Origin of the sequence: Aquamicrobium soli (assembly GCF_042646345.1) — a bacterium.
GTDB classification, from domain to species: domain Bacteria; phylum Pseudomonadota; class Alphaproteobacteria; order Rhizobiales; family Rhizobiaceae; genus Mesorhizobium; species Mesorhizobium soli_A.
This window is the reverse complement of the sequence record NZ_JBHRTK010000006.1, coordinates 67624-82219: the sequence shown is the minus strand read 5'-3', so window position 1 is coordinate 82219 and position 14596 is coordinate 67624. Positions and strand designations below refer to the sequence as shown.

20 protein-coding genes are annotated in these 14596 nt (G+C 65.1%); 11 read left to right on the top strand and 9 right to left on the bottom strand.

The features are described from left to right. Window positions 1-20: 20 nt before the first annotated feature. Complete coding sequence (locus ACFOHJ_RS05630) at window positions 21-305, bottom strand: integration host factor subunit beta (RefSeq protein WP_378219366.1); 285 nt, start codon at window positions 303-305, stop codon at window positions 21-23. 78 nt (window positions 306-383) lie between these two features. Further along, entirely contained in the window at window positions 384-1334 is a 951-nt protein-coding gene (gene sppA, locus ACFOHJ_RS05625; protein ID WP_378219365.1) for a signal peptide peptidase SppA, read from the bottom strand. A 327-nt stretch (window positions 1335-1661) separates the two neighbouring features. On the opposite strand from sppA, the gene lptC reads away from it, so the two are divergent. From lptC to ACFOHJ_RS05600, 5 genes are all read left to right on the top strand, one after another. Then, on the top strand, window positions 1662-2369 hold the full coding sequence (gene lptC / locus ACFOHJ_RS05620) for an LPS export ABC transporter periplasmic protein LptC (protein WP_378219363.1): 708 nt from the start codon (window positions 1662-1664) through the stop codon (window positions 2367-2369). A gap of 1 nt (window position 2370) precedes the next feature. Continuing rightward, window positions 2371-2964, top strand: coding sequence for an LptA/OstA family protein (locus ACFOHJ_RS05615; protein WP_378219362.1), 594 nt, complete (start codon window positions 2371-2373; stop codon window positions 2962-2964). Window positions 2965-2969: 5 nt separating this feature from the next. Next, window positions 2970-3764, top strand: a complete 795-nt coding sequence (gene lptB / locus ACFOHJ_RS05610; RefSeq protein ID WP_378219608.1) for an LPS export ABC transporter ATP-binding protein — start codon at window positions 2970-2972, stop codon at window positions 3762-3764. A gap of 119 nt (window positions 3765-3883) precedes the next feature. Next, window positions 3884-4369 (top strand): NUDIX hydrolase, encoded by a 486-nt coding sequence (locus ACFOHJ_RS05605; protein ID WP_378219360.1) that lies wholly within the window; start codon window positions 3884-3886, stop codon window positions 4367-4369. Beyond that, window positions 4356-4808, top strand: a complete 453-nt coding sequence (locus ACFOHJ_RS05600) for a DUF2214 family protein (protein WP_378219358.1) — start codon at window positions 4356-4358, stop codon at window positions 4806-4808. The genes ACFOHJ_RS05605 and ACFOHJ_RS05600 overlap by 14 nt, the downstream gene beginning before the upstream one ends. On the opposite strand, the gene nth is transcribed toward ACFOHJ_RS05600, so the two are convergent. Further along, the gene (nth, locus tag ACFOHJ_RS05595) at window positions 4809-5594 is read right to left on the bottom strand and encodes an endonuclease III (protein WP_378219356.1); all 786 of its coding nucleotides are present in this window, start codon (window positions 5592-5594) and stop codon (window positions 4809-4811) included. It abuts the gene before it with no gap. A gap of 22 nt (window positions 5595-5616) precedes the next feature. On the opposite strand from nth, the gene ACFOHJ_RS05590 reads away from it, so the two are divergent. The 3 genes from ACFOHJ_RS05590 (at window position 5617) to ACFOHJ_RS05580 (ending at window position 8099) form a co-directional block, all read left to right on the top strand. Then, a complete protein-coding gene (locus ACFOHJ_RS05590; RefSeq protein WP_378219354.1) occupies window positions 5617-6126 on the top strand; it encodes a DUF2244 domain-containing protein in 510 nt (169 codons plus the stop codon). 90 nt (window positions 6127-6216) lie between these two features. Further along, window positions 6217-7110: a methylated-DNA--[protein]-cysteine S-methyltransferase gene (locus ACFOHJ_RS05585; RefSeq protein ID WP_378219606.1), complete on the top strand. Its 894-nt coding sequence runs from the start codon at window positions 6217-6219 to the stop codon at window positions 7108-7110. Window positions 7111-7193: 83 nt separating this feature from the next. After that, entirely contained in the window at window positions 7194-8099 is a 906-nt protein-coding gene (locus ACFOHJ_RS05580; protein ID WP_378219352.1) for a ribokinase, read from the top strand. Here the strand turns inward: ACFOHJ_RS05580 and ACFOHJ_RS05575 are convergent. After that, window positions 8096-9037, bottom strand: coding sequence for a nucleoside hydrolase (locus ACFOHJ_RS05575; RefSeq protein ID WP_378219350.1), 942 nt, complete (start codon window positions 9035-9037; stop codon window positions 8096-8098). The genes ACFOHJ_RS05580 and ACFOHJ_RS05575 overlap by 4 nt on opposite strands. Window positions 9038-9175: 138 nt before the next feature. On the opposite strand from ACFOHJ_RS05575, the gene ACFOHJ_RS05570 reads away from it, so the two are divergent. Both ACFOHJ_RS05570 and ACFOHJ_RS05565 read left to right on the top strand, forming a co-directional pair. Then, a complete protein-coding gene (locus ACFOHJ_RS05570) occupies window positions 9176-9601 on the top strand; it encodes an Hsp20 family protein (protein WP_378219348.1) in 426 nt (141 codons plus the stop codon). A gap of 121 nt (window positions 9602-9722) precedes the next feature. Further along, window positions 9723-9953 carry a BQ00720 family protein gene (locus tag ACFOHJ_RS05565; RefSeq protein ID WP_378219604.1) on the top strand — a complete coding sequence of 77 codons (231 nt, stop codon included), beginning with the start codon at window positions 9723-9725 and terminating at the stop codon, window positions 9951-9953. A gap of 78 nt (window positions 9954-10031) precedes the next feature. On the opposite strand, the gene ptsN is transcribed toward ACFOHJ_RS05565, so the two are convergent. The 5 genes from ptsN to ACFOHJ_RS05540 form a co-directional block, all read right to left on the bottom strand. Further along, window positions 10032-10496 carry a PTS IIA-like nitrogen regulatory protein PtsN gene (gene ptsN / locus ACFOHJ_RS05560; RefSeq protein WP_378219346.1) on the bottom strand — a complete coding sequence of 155 codons (465 nt, stop codon included), beginning with the start codon at window positions 10494-10496 and terminating at the stop codon, window positions 10032-10034. A 60-nt stretch (window positions 10497-10556) separates the two neighbouring features. Beyond that, the gene (gene hpf, locus ACFOHJ_RS05555) at window positions 10557-11147 is read right to left on the bottom strand and encodes a ribosome hibernation-promoting factor, HPF/YfiA family (protein WP_378219344.1); all 591 of its coding nucleotides are present in this window, start codon (window positions 11145-11147) and stop codon (window positions 10557-10559) included. Between the two features lie 251 nt (window positions 11148-11398). After that, entirely contained in the window at window positions 11399-12937 is a 1539-nt protein-coding gene (gene rpoN / locus ACFOHJ_RS05550; RefSeq protein WP_378219342.1) for an RNA polymerase factor sigma-54, read from the bottom strand. Between the two features lie 111 nt (window positions 12938-13048). Continuing rightward, entirely contained in the window at window positions 13049-13360 is a 312-nt protein-coding gene (locus ACFOHJ_RS05545) for a hypothetical protein (RefSeq protein WP_378219341.1), read from the bottom strand. A gap of 102 nt (window positions 13361-13462) precedes the next feature. Then, window positions 13463-13927 (bottom strand): MarR family winged helix-turn-helix transcriptional regulator, encoded by a 465-nt coding sequence (locus ACFOHJ_RS05540; RefSeq protein ID WP_378219602.1) that lies wholly within the window; start codon window positions 13925-13927, stop codon window positions 13463-13465. A 205-nt stretch (window positions 13928-14132) separates the two neighbouring features. Between ACFOHJ_RS05540 and ACFOHJ_RS05535 the strand changes: the two genes are divergently transcribed. After that, the gene (locus ACFOHJ_RS05535; protein WP_378219340.1) at window positions 14133-14579 is read left to right on the top strand and encodes a VOC family protein; all 447 of its coding nucleotides are present in this window, start codon (window positions 14133-14135) and stop codon (window positions 14577-14579) included. Window positions 14580-14596 lie beyond the last annotated feature (17 nt).

The following is a 14596-nucleotide window of genomic DNA, read 5'->3' as shown; positions in this document are numbered from 1 at the left end:
CGCAGGAGGGGCGGCCCGGCCTATTTGTTTCCGTTCAGCCTCTCGCGCAGTTCCTTGCCGGTCTTGAAGAACGGCACCCACTTTTCCTCGACCTCGACGGATTCGCCTGTGCGCGGGTTGCGGCCGGTGCGGGCGGGGCGGTTCTTGACCGAAAAGGCGCCGAAGCCGCGCAGTTCGACCCGGTTTCCTTCCGCCAGCGCGTCGGTTATCTCGTCGAAGATCGCGCCGACGATGTTTTCGACATCGCGCAAAAACAGATGCGGACTGCGTGCGGCAATGATCTGAACGAGTTCGGACTTGATCATGAAGGCAACCCCGATGGCATGGTGAGACGTGGAGAAGGCACTGATTTCAATTGGTTTCGTCCGCTTTGCGCGGGAGCCTCAAGGGTGCCAGACCGAGACGAGACCGTCAAGGAACAAGCGGTCGGCCCCGAGTTCCCGCAAAAGGTCGCCGCTGGCGTCAGGCAGGCCGAGGACGCGGCTCAGCGTGCGCGTCATCGCCTTGGAGAACAGGAAGCCGCTGCGCTCGGTGCTTTTCCATTCCACCACATTCAGCTTGGCGTCCACGCCCTTGGTGGCAAGCCAGGCGACGGCCTCGTCCTCGCCGCCGACCGCGTCAACCAGCTTGTTGGTCAAGGCCTGGCGGCCGGTGAAGATCGAACCGTCGGCCAGCGCCAGCACCTGCGGCCGCGTCATCGAGCGGCGCTCGGCGACGATGCCGACGAACCAGTCGTAGCTGTCGAGGATGAGCTTGCGCACCATGGTGCGTTCTTCCTCGGTCGTCGGGTTGAAGGGCGAGGGCTCGGCCTTGAGCGGCGAGGACTTCACCTCCTCCAGCTTGATGCCGAGCTTGTCCATCAGGCCGGTGACGTCCGGGAACTGCACGAGCACGCCGATCGAGCCGACGATCGAGGATTTGCGGGCCACGATATGGTCGGCCGCGCTGGCGATCATGTAGCCGGCGGAGGCGGCGAGCGTGCCCACCTGCGCCGCCACCGGCTTTTCGGAGGCCAGCTTGCGGATTTCGTCGAAGATCATTTCACCGCCGGCGGTGGTGCCGCCGGGGGAATCGATCGCCAGGATGACGCCCTTGACATGCGGGGCCTTGCGGATCTTTTCCAGCCGCTCGACCAGTTCGTCGTCCTCGATGATGGTGCCTTCGATCCTGACCTTGGCGATGTGGTCGCCGGCTTCGCCGAGTTCCCCGCCGTAGAACCAGGACGCCAGTACGGCCACGCCGATCGCGACAAGGCCGATCGCCGCGACGCGCCAGAAGGTCAGCTTGCGCCGCAATCGGCGGCGGTCGATCAGGTCGTCGGCTCTGGATGCCATGGCTGAGTCTCGGGTTCGGCCGGATGGGTGGACCGATTGTTTCTAGAGTATGCGCCGGCCGACCGCCACCCATTTCGCGGGCTAAGGCCCGCCGACGGCCGTCGGCAGGGAACGTGGCGAGGGCGGGAAACGTTGCAAAAAGCGTGTGCCCGTGCCTTCCGCTGGATCAAATTTCAGTGTCGGTGCCGCGCCATGCGGCTGTATTTTCGCCCATAAACGTGTAACGGTCACATTTTTAGCGGTTTTTTCCAGCCTGTGCTTGCCCGATAGGACTGCCGTTCCGATCTAATGGCCGACGCCGCCCGGTAACAGGTTCGAAGAAAGCAGATGGAATTGGCACGACCAGTCGAAATAGCCGGCAGCGATGTCGGCGCCGCGATGGCGCAACCCGAACCCAATCCGGTGCGGGTGACGGCGTTCGGCCGCGCCCGCCAGCATTCGCAGCGGGTGCGGGTGCTCAAGCTGCTTCTGCCGCTGGCCGCGGTCCTGATCGCGGTCGCTTTCCCTGTCTATTCCTACTGGAGCGCGCCGCCTGCCGTCGACGTGCCGACGGACACCAGCGCCTTCTCTGACGGCAAGCTGGTCATGGCCAACCCGAAGCTCGAAGGCATGACCAGGGAGAACCTTCGCTACGCCTTGAGTGCCTTGCGCGCCGTCCAGAGCGTCGACAACGAGAACATCGTCGAGCTCGAGGATATCCATGCCAAACTGCCGGTCACGGCCGCCAACACGGCGACGATCGGCGCTTCGCACGGAATCTACGACCGCGAGAAGAACACGCTCGATCTCGACCAGGAAATCAACATATCGACGACCGACGGCGTGGTGGCGAAGCTAAAATCGGCCTTCCTCGACATGGGCAAAGGCACTATGACGACAGACGAGCCGATCGATATCACCCGCAAGGGGTCGCAGATCACGGCGGATACGATGTCGGTCAAGGACAATGGCAAGGTTCTGGTCTTCGAGAACCGCGTACGTCTCAATATCGATCCCGCCACCTTGCAGGCGGGCAAGCAACAGGGCGGAGAATGAAATGATGGCCAAGAGCGTGGCACGGTTTACCGCGACGGCGTCGCTTTTGTTGCTGACAGGCCTCTTTTCCTCCGCGATGGCGCAATCCAGCTCCACCAGCAGCATGTCCGGCCTCAAGCTGAGCGGCGACAAGCCGATCCAGATCGAGAGCGACAAGCTGGAGGTGCGCCAGAACGAAAACCTCGCGATCTTCACCGGCAATGTCAGCGTCGTGCAGGGGCCGACGCTGCTGAAGGCCGGCAGCATGAAGGTCTACTACGTCAAGAAGCCCGAAGCGGCCGGCAAGGACAAGAAGCCGGCGGAAGATGCCGGCGTTTCCCCGATCTCGGGCGGCGCCAACATCGATCATCTGGAAATCGACGGCAAGGTCTACATCAAGTCCGACGACCAGGTGGCGACCGGCGACAGCGGCACCTTCGACATGAAGAGCCAGGTCCTGGTGCTGTCGGGCAAGAAGGTGGTGCTGTCGCAGGGGCCGAACGTGCTGGTCGGCTGCAAGCTCACCGTGCAGATGCAGACCGGCCTGGCGCAGGTCGATGCCTGTGGCGGGCGGGTGATGATGTCGCTGACGCCGAATTCGAAGAATGCTCAATGACATCGATGCGACTTCCCGAACGGCCGGCTGAGAAGCTTGCCGGGCCAGCCGTCGCCAAGGCCGATCCTGCACTGTTCAAGGGCACCCTCATCGCCCGGGGCCTGTCGAAAAGCTACAAGGGCCGCAAGGTGGTGAGCGACGTGACGCTCGGCGTGCGCTCGGGCGAGGCCGTCGGCCTGCTCGGCCCCAACGGCGCCGGCAAGACCACCTGCTTTTACATGGTCACGGGCCTGGTGCCGGTCGACGAAGGCAGCATCGAGATCGACGGCTTCGACGTAACCTCCATGCCGATGTACCGGCGCGCGCGCCTCGGCATCGGCTACCTGCCGCAGGAAGCCTCGATCTTTCGTGGCTTGACCGTCGAGCAGAACATCCGCGCGGTGCTGGAAGTGGTCGAGAAAAGCCGCAAGGAGCGCGAGCGCAGCCTCGACGAACTGCTCGAGGAATTCCACATCAGCCACCTGCGCAAGGCGCCGTCGATGGCGCTGTCGGGCGGCGAGCGCCGCCGCCTCGAGATCGCGCGGGCGCTGGCGACCAAGCCGGCCTACATGCTGCTCGACGAACCTTTCGCCGGTATCGACCCGATCGCCGTCGCCGACATCCAGCAGCTCGTGCGCCACCTGACGGCGCGCGGCATCGGCGTCCTCATCACCGACCACAATGTGCGCGAGACGCTCGGCCTGATCGACCGCGCCTATATCATCCATGCCGGCCAGGTGCTGACCCATGGCCGGGCCGAGGAAGTGGTGGCCAACCCCGACGTGCGGCGGCTCTATCTCGGCGAGGGTTTTACCCTCTAGGTCCGTTATCGGCTGGCGGCCGCTTTCGGCCAGGACACGGTCGAGACGTTGTCGCCATGCTTCCTTGATCGATATGAATCTTCTAAGGAAAGCCCTCTGGGCAGTGCGTGACCGTTGAAATGGCAGCCGAAAAGAAGAAAGCAATCCGCAAGGCGCTGAAGGGCGAGACGATCCGTCAGGTCGCCGCCATCCCGTACCGGCTGGACGAGCGCGACGAGCTTCAGGTCATGCTGGTCACCTCGCGCGAGACCAAGCGGTTCATCGTGCCCAAGGGCTGGCCGATGAAGGGCAAGAGCGGCCGCAAGGCCGCCACGATCGAGGCGGAGGAGGAAGCCGGCGTCACCGGCACCGCGCTTTCGACGCCGGCCGGCACCTATTTTTACTGGAAGCGGTTGTCGAACCGGTTCGTCAGGGTCAAGGTCGTCGTCTACCTGCTGGAAGTGCGCGAAGAGCGCGCCAACTGGCGGGAGCGCAAGGCGCGCCAGCGGGCCTGGCTGTCGCCTGCCGAGGCGGCTCTTCTCATCGACGAGCCGGAACTTTCCACGCTGGTGCGCAATCTTACGGTGCCGGCGCAAGGCGAGGAATCCGACGATGGAAACCACTGATCTCGTCCTGGCCATCCTCCACCACCTGCTGGCGTTCTCGCTGGCGGGCATCATCGCCGCCGAATTCGTCCTGGTGCGCAGCGAGCCGACGGCGGCGACGATCCGGCGGCTGGCCGGCATCGACCGCCACTATGGCCTGGTGGCGATGGCGATCATCCTCGTCGGCATCGGCCGGGTGGCCTATGGCCTCAAGGGCTGGGAATTCTACGTCTACAACTGGCTTTTCTGGGCGAAAATGGGCGCGTTCGCGGTCGTCGGCCTGCTCTCGATCCGCCCGACCATGCGCTACATCGCCTGGAACCGGGGCGCATCCGATCCCGGCTACCGGGTGCCGGCCGCCGACCTGGCCGCCGTTCGCGGCCTCGTCGTGGCGCAGGCCGTGGTCTTCCTGCTCATCCCCGTCTTTGCCGCGATGATGGCGCGCGGCTACGGATTCTGATCAGCCGGCTTCGTCGGGTTCGAGCGGCGCCAGTTCCACCAGCGGCGCCGGGATGCTGGTGGTCTTGACCGCCGCCTTGCAGATGTCGGCGATCACGCAGGCCGGGCAATCCGGCTTGCGCGCCTTGCAGACATAGCGCCCGTGCAGGATCAGCCAGTGGTGGGCATGGCGCATATATTCGTCCGGGATGATCTTCAGCAGTCCCTGCTCGACCTGTTCCGGGGTCTTGCCGGGGGCCAGCCCCAGCCGGTTGCCGATGCGGAAGATGTGGGTGTCGACCGCCATCGTGTGCTGGCCGAAAGCCATGTTGAGCACCACGTTGGCGGTCTTGCGGCCTACGCCGGGCAGCTTGACGAGCGCCTCGCGGTTGTCCGGCACCTTTCCGCCGTGGTCGCGGATCAGCGCCTGCGACAGCGCGATGACGTTCCTGGCCTTGCCGCGCCACAGGCCGATGGTGCGGATATAGTCGCCGACGCCGGCTTCGCCGAGGTCGAGCATCTTTTGCGGCGTGTCGGCAACCGCGAACAGGGGCCTGGTCGCCTTGTTGACGCCGGCATCGGTCGCCTGGGCCGACAGCACGACGGCGACCAGGAGGGTAAAGACGTTGACATGTTCCAGTTCGCCCTTCGGTTCCGGGCGCTGGACGGCGAAGCGGCGGAAAATCTCGTGCACCTCGGCCTTGCTGTAGCGCGAACGCCGGCGCGGCCCGGCGCCGGGACTGCCGTTCTTGCGGGCCGGGGCATCAATTTCGGGAGAGCGGTGATCTTTGGACTTGGGAGTTGCCATTGCCTTCCTATAATATCCGTTCATGACTGACACAAATGCGGCCCTGCCGGGCGCTCCGTTCCCGGCCGACGAACCATTTTTCGAAGCCCTGCTGACCCCTCATCGATCGCTCGGCCACACCGGCTTCATGCTCATCATGGGCGCGCTGCTGTTCAGTTGGGCCGTCACCGGCGCGATCTTCCTTTCCTACGGTGCGTGGCCGGTATTCGGCTTCTTCGGGCTCGACGTCATCGGCCTCTATATCGCGTTTCGCCTCAATTACCGCGCCGCGCGCGCTCGCGAGGAAGTGTCGGTTTCGCGCACCGCCCTCGATATCCGCAAGGTGGCGCCGTCCGGCAAGGCGGAAGCCCATCATTTCAACCCGTTCTGGGCGCGGTTTTCGGTCGCGCGGCACAGCGAGATCGGCATCACCGGAATGGAAGTCGAAGGGCAGGGGGACCGCGTGGCGATCGGCTCCTTCCTCAACCCCGACGATCGCGAAAGCTTCGCCGCGGCCTTTTCCCGCGCGCTTTCCAAGGCGAAGAACCGCTGAGTAAATCTCGGCAAGTTTCGGGTGGCACCCCGCGGCGCGAATGGCGATATTCGCGCCCAAGGAGATATTGCTATGAACACCCACGCGCTGATGAATGAGCCGATGGCGCTGAAGCCGACCGCCGTCCTGGAACGGGACATCACGCCCGAGGGCAGCGACTACGAGGTCGTGCGCCGGGCAATCGAGAAGATCAGCCTCGACTATCGCGACCAGCCGTCGCTGGAAGCGCTGGCAGAGGCGGTCGGGGAGACGCCGACAGGCCTGCAAAAGCTGTTCACCCGCTGGGCCGGCTTGTCGCCGAAAGCTTTCCTGCAAGCGGTGACGCTCGACCATGCGCGCAGGCTGCTCGATTCCGGCATGCCGCTGCTCGAAACATCTTTCGAACTCGGCATGTCCGGTCCCGGCCGCCTGCACGACCTGTTCGTCACCCATGAGGCGATGTCGCCGGGCGACTACAAGACCCGCGGCGCCGGCCTCACCATCCGCTACGGCTATCACATCTCGCCCTTCGGCATCGCGCTGATCATGGTGACGGATCGCGGGTTGGCCGGACTGTCCTTCAACGATCCGGGCGAGGAGCGCGCCGCCTTCGCCGATATGTCCGGCCGCTGGCCGAATGCGACCTATGTCGAGGACATGGCCGCCACGACGCCCTATGCGGCGCGCATCTTCGACCCCGCGAACTGGCGCGCCGACCAGCCCCTGCGCGTCGTCATGATCGGCACCGACTTCCAGGTGCGCGTCTGGGAGGCGCTGCTGCGGATTCCGCTGGGCAAGGCCCGCACCTATTCCGCCATCGCGGCCGAGATCGGCGCGCCGAAGGCCTCGCGCGCCGTCGGCGCCGCCTGCGGGGCCAACCCGATTTCCTTCGTCGTGCCCTGTCACCGGGCGCTCGCCCGGTCCGGCGCGCTTACCGGCTATCACTGGGGGCTGACGCGCAAGCGCGCCATCCTCGGCTGGGAGGCGGGGCAGGTCTCTGCCTGACCCGCTTTTTGCCGCCCGGCGCTCTGGAAAGAATGCGTCCGACAAGCTAGCCTCCGGCCATCGTCCCGGAGGTTTTTTCTTTCATGATCGTCGTCATCGGCTCCATCAATCTCGACATGATTACCCGGGTCGATCGCCTGCCCGCGCCGGGCGAGACGGTGCGGGGCTCCGGCTTCTCCACGGCCGCCGGCGGCAAGGGAGCCAACCAGGCGCTTGCCGCGGCCCGCGCCGGCGCGAAGGTGCGCATGATCGGCGCGGTCGGCAAGGACGGGTTCGCCGTTGAGGCGCTTTCCTGCCTGCGGGAAGAAAAGGTCGATCTTTCCGGCGTGGCGGAAACCCATGCGGCGACCGGCATCGCCGCCATCCTGGTGGACGAGGCCGGCGAGAACGTCATCGCGGTCGCCCCCGGCGCCAACGATTCGGTGCTGCCGGGCGACCTCGCCAAGGCGTTGCTGAAGCGAGGCGACGTCGTGCTGCTGCAGCAGGAAATCCCGCTGCCGACGCTCGAGGCCGCGCTGGATGCCGCGGCGGCGGCTGGCGCGGCCAGCGTGCTCAACACCGCCCCGTTCCGGCCCGAAACGGCCGGCTTCATCGGCAAGGCCGACTATGCCATCGCCAACGAGACGGAATTCGATCTTTACAGCCGGGCGCTCGGGCTGGAAGGCGGCGACCGCCCGGCGCGCATGCGCGCCTATGCTGCTAAGACCGGCCGCACCATCGTCGTCACGCTTGGCGGGGATGGCGTTCTGGCCGCCACCCCGGACGATTTCCTGCAAGCGGCGGCGCTGAAGATCACGCCCGTGGACACGGTCGGTGCCGGCGACACCTTTTGCGGCTATTTCGGTGCGGCGCTGTCTGCGGGCTTGCCGCTGGCGGCAGCCCTGGAGCGCGCCGCCGCCGCCGGTTCGCTGGCCTGCCTGAAGCCCGGCGCGCAGCCGGCCATTCCCCGCGCCGCGGACGTGGACGTCGCTCTCCCCAAGAAGACCTAGAGCCGCCCGAGGCGCTGCGTCAGCAGCTCGAAAAAGCCGTCGGCGTCGATGTCGCGCATGACCAGCGCGTTTGCCGGCCGGTTGGTGACGCCCCACCAGTCGACCACGGTCATGCCCATGGTAAGCTCCGAGGCCGTTTCCACCGTGACGTTGCAATTGCGGCCGGCAAACAGGTCCGGCCTGAGCAGATAGGCGATGACGCAGGGGTCGTGCAGCGGCCCGCCGTCGGTGCCGTATTTCTCCTCGTCGAAGCGTTCGAAGAATTCCAGCATCGCGGCCACCGCGTCGCCGACCCCGGTGCCGAGGTTGCGGATCGCATCTATGCGTTGTGCCGTGGTCAGCGCCTTGTGGGTGACGTCGAGCGGCATCATGACGATGGGGACGCCGGACCTGAAGACGATGTCGGCGGCGTGCGGGTCGACATGGATGTTGAACTCGGCGGCGGGCGTGACGTTGCCGCCCTCGAAGAAGCCACCGCCCATCAGCACGATCTCGCGGATGCGCGGCGCGATCCTCGGCTCGCGGACCAGCGCCAGCGCGATATTGGTGAGCGACCCCAGCGCGCACAGCGTGATCGAGCCGCTTTCCTCGCGCATCAGCGTTTCGACCAGGAAATCGACGGCATGCCGGTCCTGCAAGGGCATGTCCGGCTCCGGCAGTTGCGGGCCGTTCAGTCCGGTCTGGCCGTGGACCTCCTCGGCCGTCACCAGCGCGCGCATCAGCGGCCGGACCGCGCCGGCGAAGACCTTGATGTCGGGGCGCCCGGCCAGTTCGCAGATCTTGCGCGCGTTCTTCTCCGTCAGGGCGAGCGGCACGTTGCCGGCGACGGCGGTGATGCCCGCCACCTCGAGCTCGGCGCTGCCCAGCGCCAGCAGGATGGCCACCGCGTCGTCCTGACCGGGGTCCGTATCGATGATGATGCGGCGTGGATAAGGCATTCAGGCTCCTTGTCGAAAGGGTCGTTCCGGTACACGCTGGCGCTTGAACTTGGCCGCGCGGCAGACCATATCAACACCAACAGGAAAAATGCCAATCGGGTTTTTCCACTTGGTCGCTCTTAAGAGGACACGAGGACGATGTCGAGAATGACGCCCTTTTCCAGCCCGCTGCTGCTTGGCTTCGACGCCATGGAAAAAACGCTGGAGCGGCTCGCCAAGAACGGCGACGGTTATCCCCCCTATAATATCGAGCGCCTGCGGGGAACCGAAGGCTGTGTCGAACGGTTGAGGATAACCCTGGCGGTGGCCGGCTTCGCCGATGAAGACCTCGACGTGACGGTGGAAGAGAACCAGTTGGTCGTGCGCGGCCGCCAGAACGACGATACCGAGCGCGAATACCTTCATCGCGGCATTGCCGCCCGTCAGTTCCAGCGCTGCTTCGTGCTGGCCGACGGCATGCGCGTGGTGGCGGCCGAACTGAAGAACGGGCTTCTGTCGATCGAACTCGACCGCCCGGAAGCCCAAAGGTTGGTACGGAAAATAAACATATCGGTGAAAGACTGATCTTTACCGATGGCTCTCATGCAGAATGGCCCAGAGCGGCATCCAGGCGCAAAGGAGGCTGAAAATGTCCAGAACCCAGGAAAAGACCGTTAGCAAGACCCTCGACCACAAGACCGCCGTCATGAGCAGTGTTGAACTCGCCCATCTCGGCCAGGGCTCGGTTGCCTATCTGCGCAGGGTATCGAGCGACGATTTGCGTCAGCGCTTCCCCGGCATGGACGAAATCAGCCCCGGCCTGGAACTGTGGACGCTGTTTTCGGCGAACGGCCAGCCGATCCTGCTTTCCGACGCGCGCGACCGCGCGCTGGCGGGTGCGATCGAAAACGATCTGGTGACCGTCGCCATCCACTGAAATCTTTCAGGGAAGAATGGAAAGGGCCGCCCGACATGAGCGTCGGGCGGCCCTTTGTCATTGAGGTGCGCCGGCGCTTCAGGCCGCGTGCGAGGCCTGGGTCTCCGACAACAGCGCGTGGATGGCGGCGGCATCGTGCGTGCCCCTGATCTTGGCGACGGTGTCGCCATCGCGCAGCACGCGCGCGATGCGCGACAGCGCCTTCAGGTGGTCGGCTCCCGCGCCCTCGGGCGCCAGAAGCAGGAACACCAGATCGACCGGCTGGTCGTCCAGCGCGTCGAAATCCACCGGCGTTTCCAGCCGGGCGAATACGCCGGTGATATGCCTGACGCCGACGATCTTGCCATGCGGAATGGCGATGCCGTTGCCGACGCCGGTCGAGCCCAGCCGCTCGCGCTGCAGGATGGTCTCGAAAATTTCCCGCTCCGGAATCCCCGAAATAGCGGCCGCTCTCTCAGAAAGCAGTTGCAGTAACTGCTTCTTCGAGTTGGCCTTGAGCGCCGGCATGATCGCCTTCACGTCGATCAGATCGGTCAAATCCATAGGTATGATCCTTGTGCTTCACCGCCGCAGCCACTCCCCACTCTGGCGTGCGGAGGTGCCTTATCCCTGCGCGAGCTTGGTCGTCGAGGGGTCGATCCAGCCGATGTTTCCGTCCGGCCGGCGATAGACGATGTTGAGATGCTCGTTTCCGGCGTTGCGGAAGACAAAGACAGGGCTGTCCTTGGTGTCGAGTTCGATCACCGCGGATGCCACCGACATGGTTTGAAGCGCCATGGATGATTCGGCGACGACGGCCGGCGCGAAATTGTCCGCGATCTCCTCGTCGTCGTCGGTGAGCGGTTCCATCACCGCATAGGCCATCTGCACGGCGTCGGCGCTGCTGCCGACATTGTTGGGATAGTGCGACTTCAGCCGGCGCTTGTAGCGGCGCAGGCGCTTTTCCAGGCGCTCGGCCGCCGCTTCGAAGGCCTGGACGGGGTCCTGGGCCTCGCCGGCCGCCTGCAGGGAAGCGCCGGAATCGAGCCGGACCATGCAGTCGGCCGAATAGCGGGAGCCCGCCTTGAGCACCGTCACCTGCCCCGAGAAGCCGCGGTCGAAGTATTTTTCGATCGCTTCGCCGATCCGTTCCGTGATGCGTGTGCGAAACGCATCGCCGATGTCCATGTGTTTGCCCGATATGCGCAGCGTCATCTGGAATTCGACCTTCCTGTTAGCTTCACACTTGCCCGAGTTTATACTCATGGGCGGTGCAAACAAGCTTCCCGGCGTTTCCCTCGCCGTTTTTACGCCTGAACTCTCAGATTGTTCCGAGATCGCCTTTTGCGTATCGTTTCGGCCGATCTTTGCGCGCGGAGCCTGCCTCCGCCCTCATGGGGGCGGGCTTCTAGCTACTTCCCCGCGCCTTGTCAAATCGGGTTGAAAATGCGTTAATTTGCCTGGTTTTAGCGCCCTGCGCCGGCCAGCGCGCGCTTTTCGCGGCGCCGTTGCACCGAAGACGGGATGGCCATCGCCTCGCGGTACTTGGCGACGGTGCGCCGGGCGATGTCGATGCCGCCGGCCTTCAGCATATCGACGATGGCATCGTCGGAAAGGACGTCGGCCGCCGTCTCCTCGTCGACCAATTGCCGGATGCGGTCGCGAACGGCCTCCGACGAATGGGCCTCGCCTCCTTCGGAAGAGGCGATGGCGGCGGTGAAGAAGTAGCGCAGTTCGAACACGCCGCGCGGCGTCAGCATGTATTTGTTCGCCGTGACGCGGCTGACCGTCGATTCGTGCATGCCGATCGCGTCGGCCACTGCCTTCAGGTTGAGCGGCTTGAGGTGACGCACGCCATGGACGAGAAACGCATCCTGCCGGCGCACGATCTCGGACGCCACCTTGAGGATGGTCTTCGCCCGCTGGTCGAGGCTGCGCACCAGCCAGTTGGCGCTTTGCAGGCATTCAGCCAGGAAATCCTTGTCGGCCTGCTGTTTCGCGGTGGCCGAAACATGGGTGAAATAGCTCTGGTCGACCAGGACGCGCGGCAGCGTTTCGGGGTTGAGCTCGACGGCCCAGGTGCCGTCCGCGGCGGCCCGTACCTCGATGTCGGCGATCACCGGCTCGCTGCCGCCATCGGAAAAGACCATGCCGGGGCGGGGGTCGAGCGCCCTGATTTCCGCCAGCATGTCGAGCAGGTCTTCCTCGTCGACGCCGCACAGGCGTTTCAGCGACTGGAAATTGCGCTTCGCCAGAAGATCGAGATGCGCGACCAGCGCCTGCATCGCCGGGTCGAAGCGGTCGCGCGCGACAAGCTGCAGCGCCAGGCACTCGCCGAGGTCGCGGGCAAAGATGCCGGTCGGCTCGAAGGTCTGGCAGACGGCCAAAGCCTTCGCCATCGCGGCCCGGTCGGCGCCGAGGCGTTCGGCGATTTCAGCCATGTCGGCCTGGAGATAGCCGGCATTGTCGAGATTGTCGGCGAGTTCGGCTGCGATCAGCCGCAGCGCCGGGTCGTGGAAGGCCAGCGCGATCTGCTCGCCGACATGGTCGCGCAAGGTGGTGGCGGCGGCCGCCATCGCCTCCATATCGTATCCCTGCGGCATCGCGGCCGAGCCGTTGCCGGGCGACGACGTCCACGAGTCGGTCCACTGGTCGGCCAGGCCGGGGCCGGGGGCTTCCGTGGTTCCCGGATCGTCCGGGAAGAGGTTTTCGAGCGACGTGTCCAGCCGATCCGACATGGTCTCGGCGCTTGCCGGGGCGTCCGTCTCGAACCAGTCTTCCGAGGCTGGCGTTTCGCGCTCGTCCGGTTCCTTGCGTGGCGGCTCGCCGGCGGCGTCTTCCGGCGGCTCGGCGCGCTCCAGGAAGGGGTTGCGCTCGATTTCCTCGTCGATGAACCGTTCCAGTTCGAGATGGGTAAGCTGCAAAAGCCGGATCGACTGCATCAGTTGCGGTGTCATCACCAGCGACTGGGACTGTCTGAGCTGTAGTTTCGCGGCCAGCGCCATGGTTAGTGTTCGTCGCCTCGGGGCAGCGGAAAGGGTTTCCGGCACCCCATGGAACTGGCCCGGCTTTTGCTTGTCAAGGCATGTCAGGAATGCGTGGGACAGGAGCCTGCGTCAGCGGCAGCTTCGCAGGTAGCTGTTGCCGAAAACCTGCGTCTGGCAGGTCGGCTTGACCTTGGGGACGTCGAGCACCGGCGGCGGCGCGACGCGCCTGTCCTGCTCGCGGTTAAACTGTTGCTGCTGCTGGAACTGCTGCCGCTGGATCTGGTTGCGCAAGGTCTGCAGATCGGCATCGCGCATCTGGCCGATGACGGCGGCGTTGCCGGCCGGGTTGCCGATCTCGATGGCGGATGCCGCTCCCGTCAGCGCCGACAGGACGGCAAGCCCGGTCACGGCGAATGCGGCACACTTTCCAAGCTTGTCCATCTGGCACTCCTTGTCGCCATGCGGCGCTCATCTTCCATATAGGGTCGCCGGCCGGCTTCTGCCATTGTCCCGATGGGAGGATTGTCGCGGAAGTTTTGCAAGCTAGCCGGCGGCGCCGTCCGTGAGGTGTGAAAGGACGTTCAAGTCGGCGCGCAGGCGGTTTGCGTCCGGCAGCGTCGCCTCGATCTCGGCGTGGACCTGCTTCCAGATCGGCGTCGCCTCCGACAAGACGGCCCTGCCGGCCGCCGTCAGGCGCAGCAGCCGTGCGCGCCGGTCGCCGGGATCGGCGGTCGTCTCCACCAGGCCGCGGCGTTCCAGCGGCTTGAGGTTGGCCGTCAGTGTGGTCCTGTCCATGGCCAGAAGCGTCGCCACGCTGCCGAGATTGGGCGGCTGCGGGCGGTTGAGCGACATCAGCAGCGAGAACTGCCCGCTGGTGATGCCGACCGGCTTCAGCGCGACGTCGAAGCGGCGCGCCAGCGCCCGCGCCGCGCGTTGCGTGTGCAGGCACAGGCAGGTGTCGCGCACCAGAAGCGTGGTTTCGAAGGCGATGGTGGCAGGAGCGTTCATTCGAGGGGTTGACATCGATTCTCTTTTTACGTTGATATCAACATAGATAGGGAAACGTCAACCGGCATCGGTGATCGGTCCTGCGCTGCGGCAGGCGGTCACGGCCTGGCCGGTGGGCTGTGCCGGTCAGGTGCGGCACCGACGTTTCCCGACAAGTCCGCTACCGCCTGATATGCCCAAGCTTCGATCAGATAAGGAGACGACCATGAAGATCGTGACCAGCCTGAGTTTCAGGGGACAATGCCGCGAGGCGTTCGAGTTCTACGCCAAGGTTCTGGGCGGCAGGATCACCGCCGCGATGCCTTATGGCGACGCGCCGCCGGACATGCCGATCAGCGACGAGAAGTACAAGGACTGGTTGATGCATTGCTGGCTCGAGGTCGGCGACCAGGCGCTGATGGGAGCCGACATGGATGTCGGCTGGGCGCCCAACATCGACAAGCCGAAGAACGGCTTCGACGTTACCCTGCATTCCTCCGACAAGGCGGAAGCCCAGCGCTGGTTCGATCAGCTTTCACAGGGCGGCCGCGCGGTCATGCCGTTCGGCGAAACCTTCTGGTCGCCCGGTTTCGGTGCCCTGGTCGACAGGTTCGGTATCCCGTGGATGATCAACGTCGTGCCGTCCGCCGAGTGGAAGCCGAAGCAGGCCTGATCCGTATCGTTGCGAGA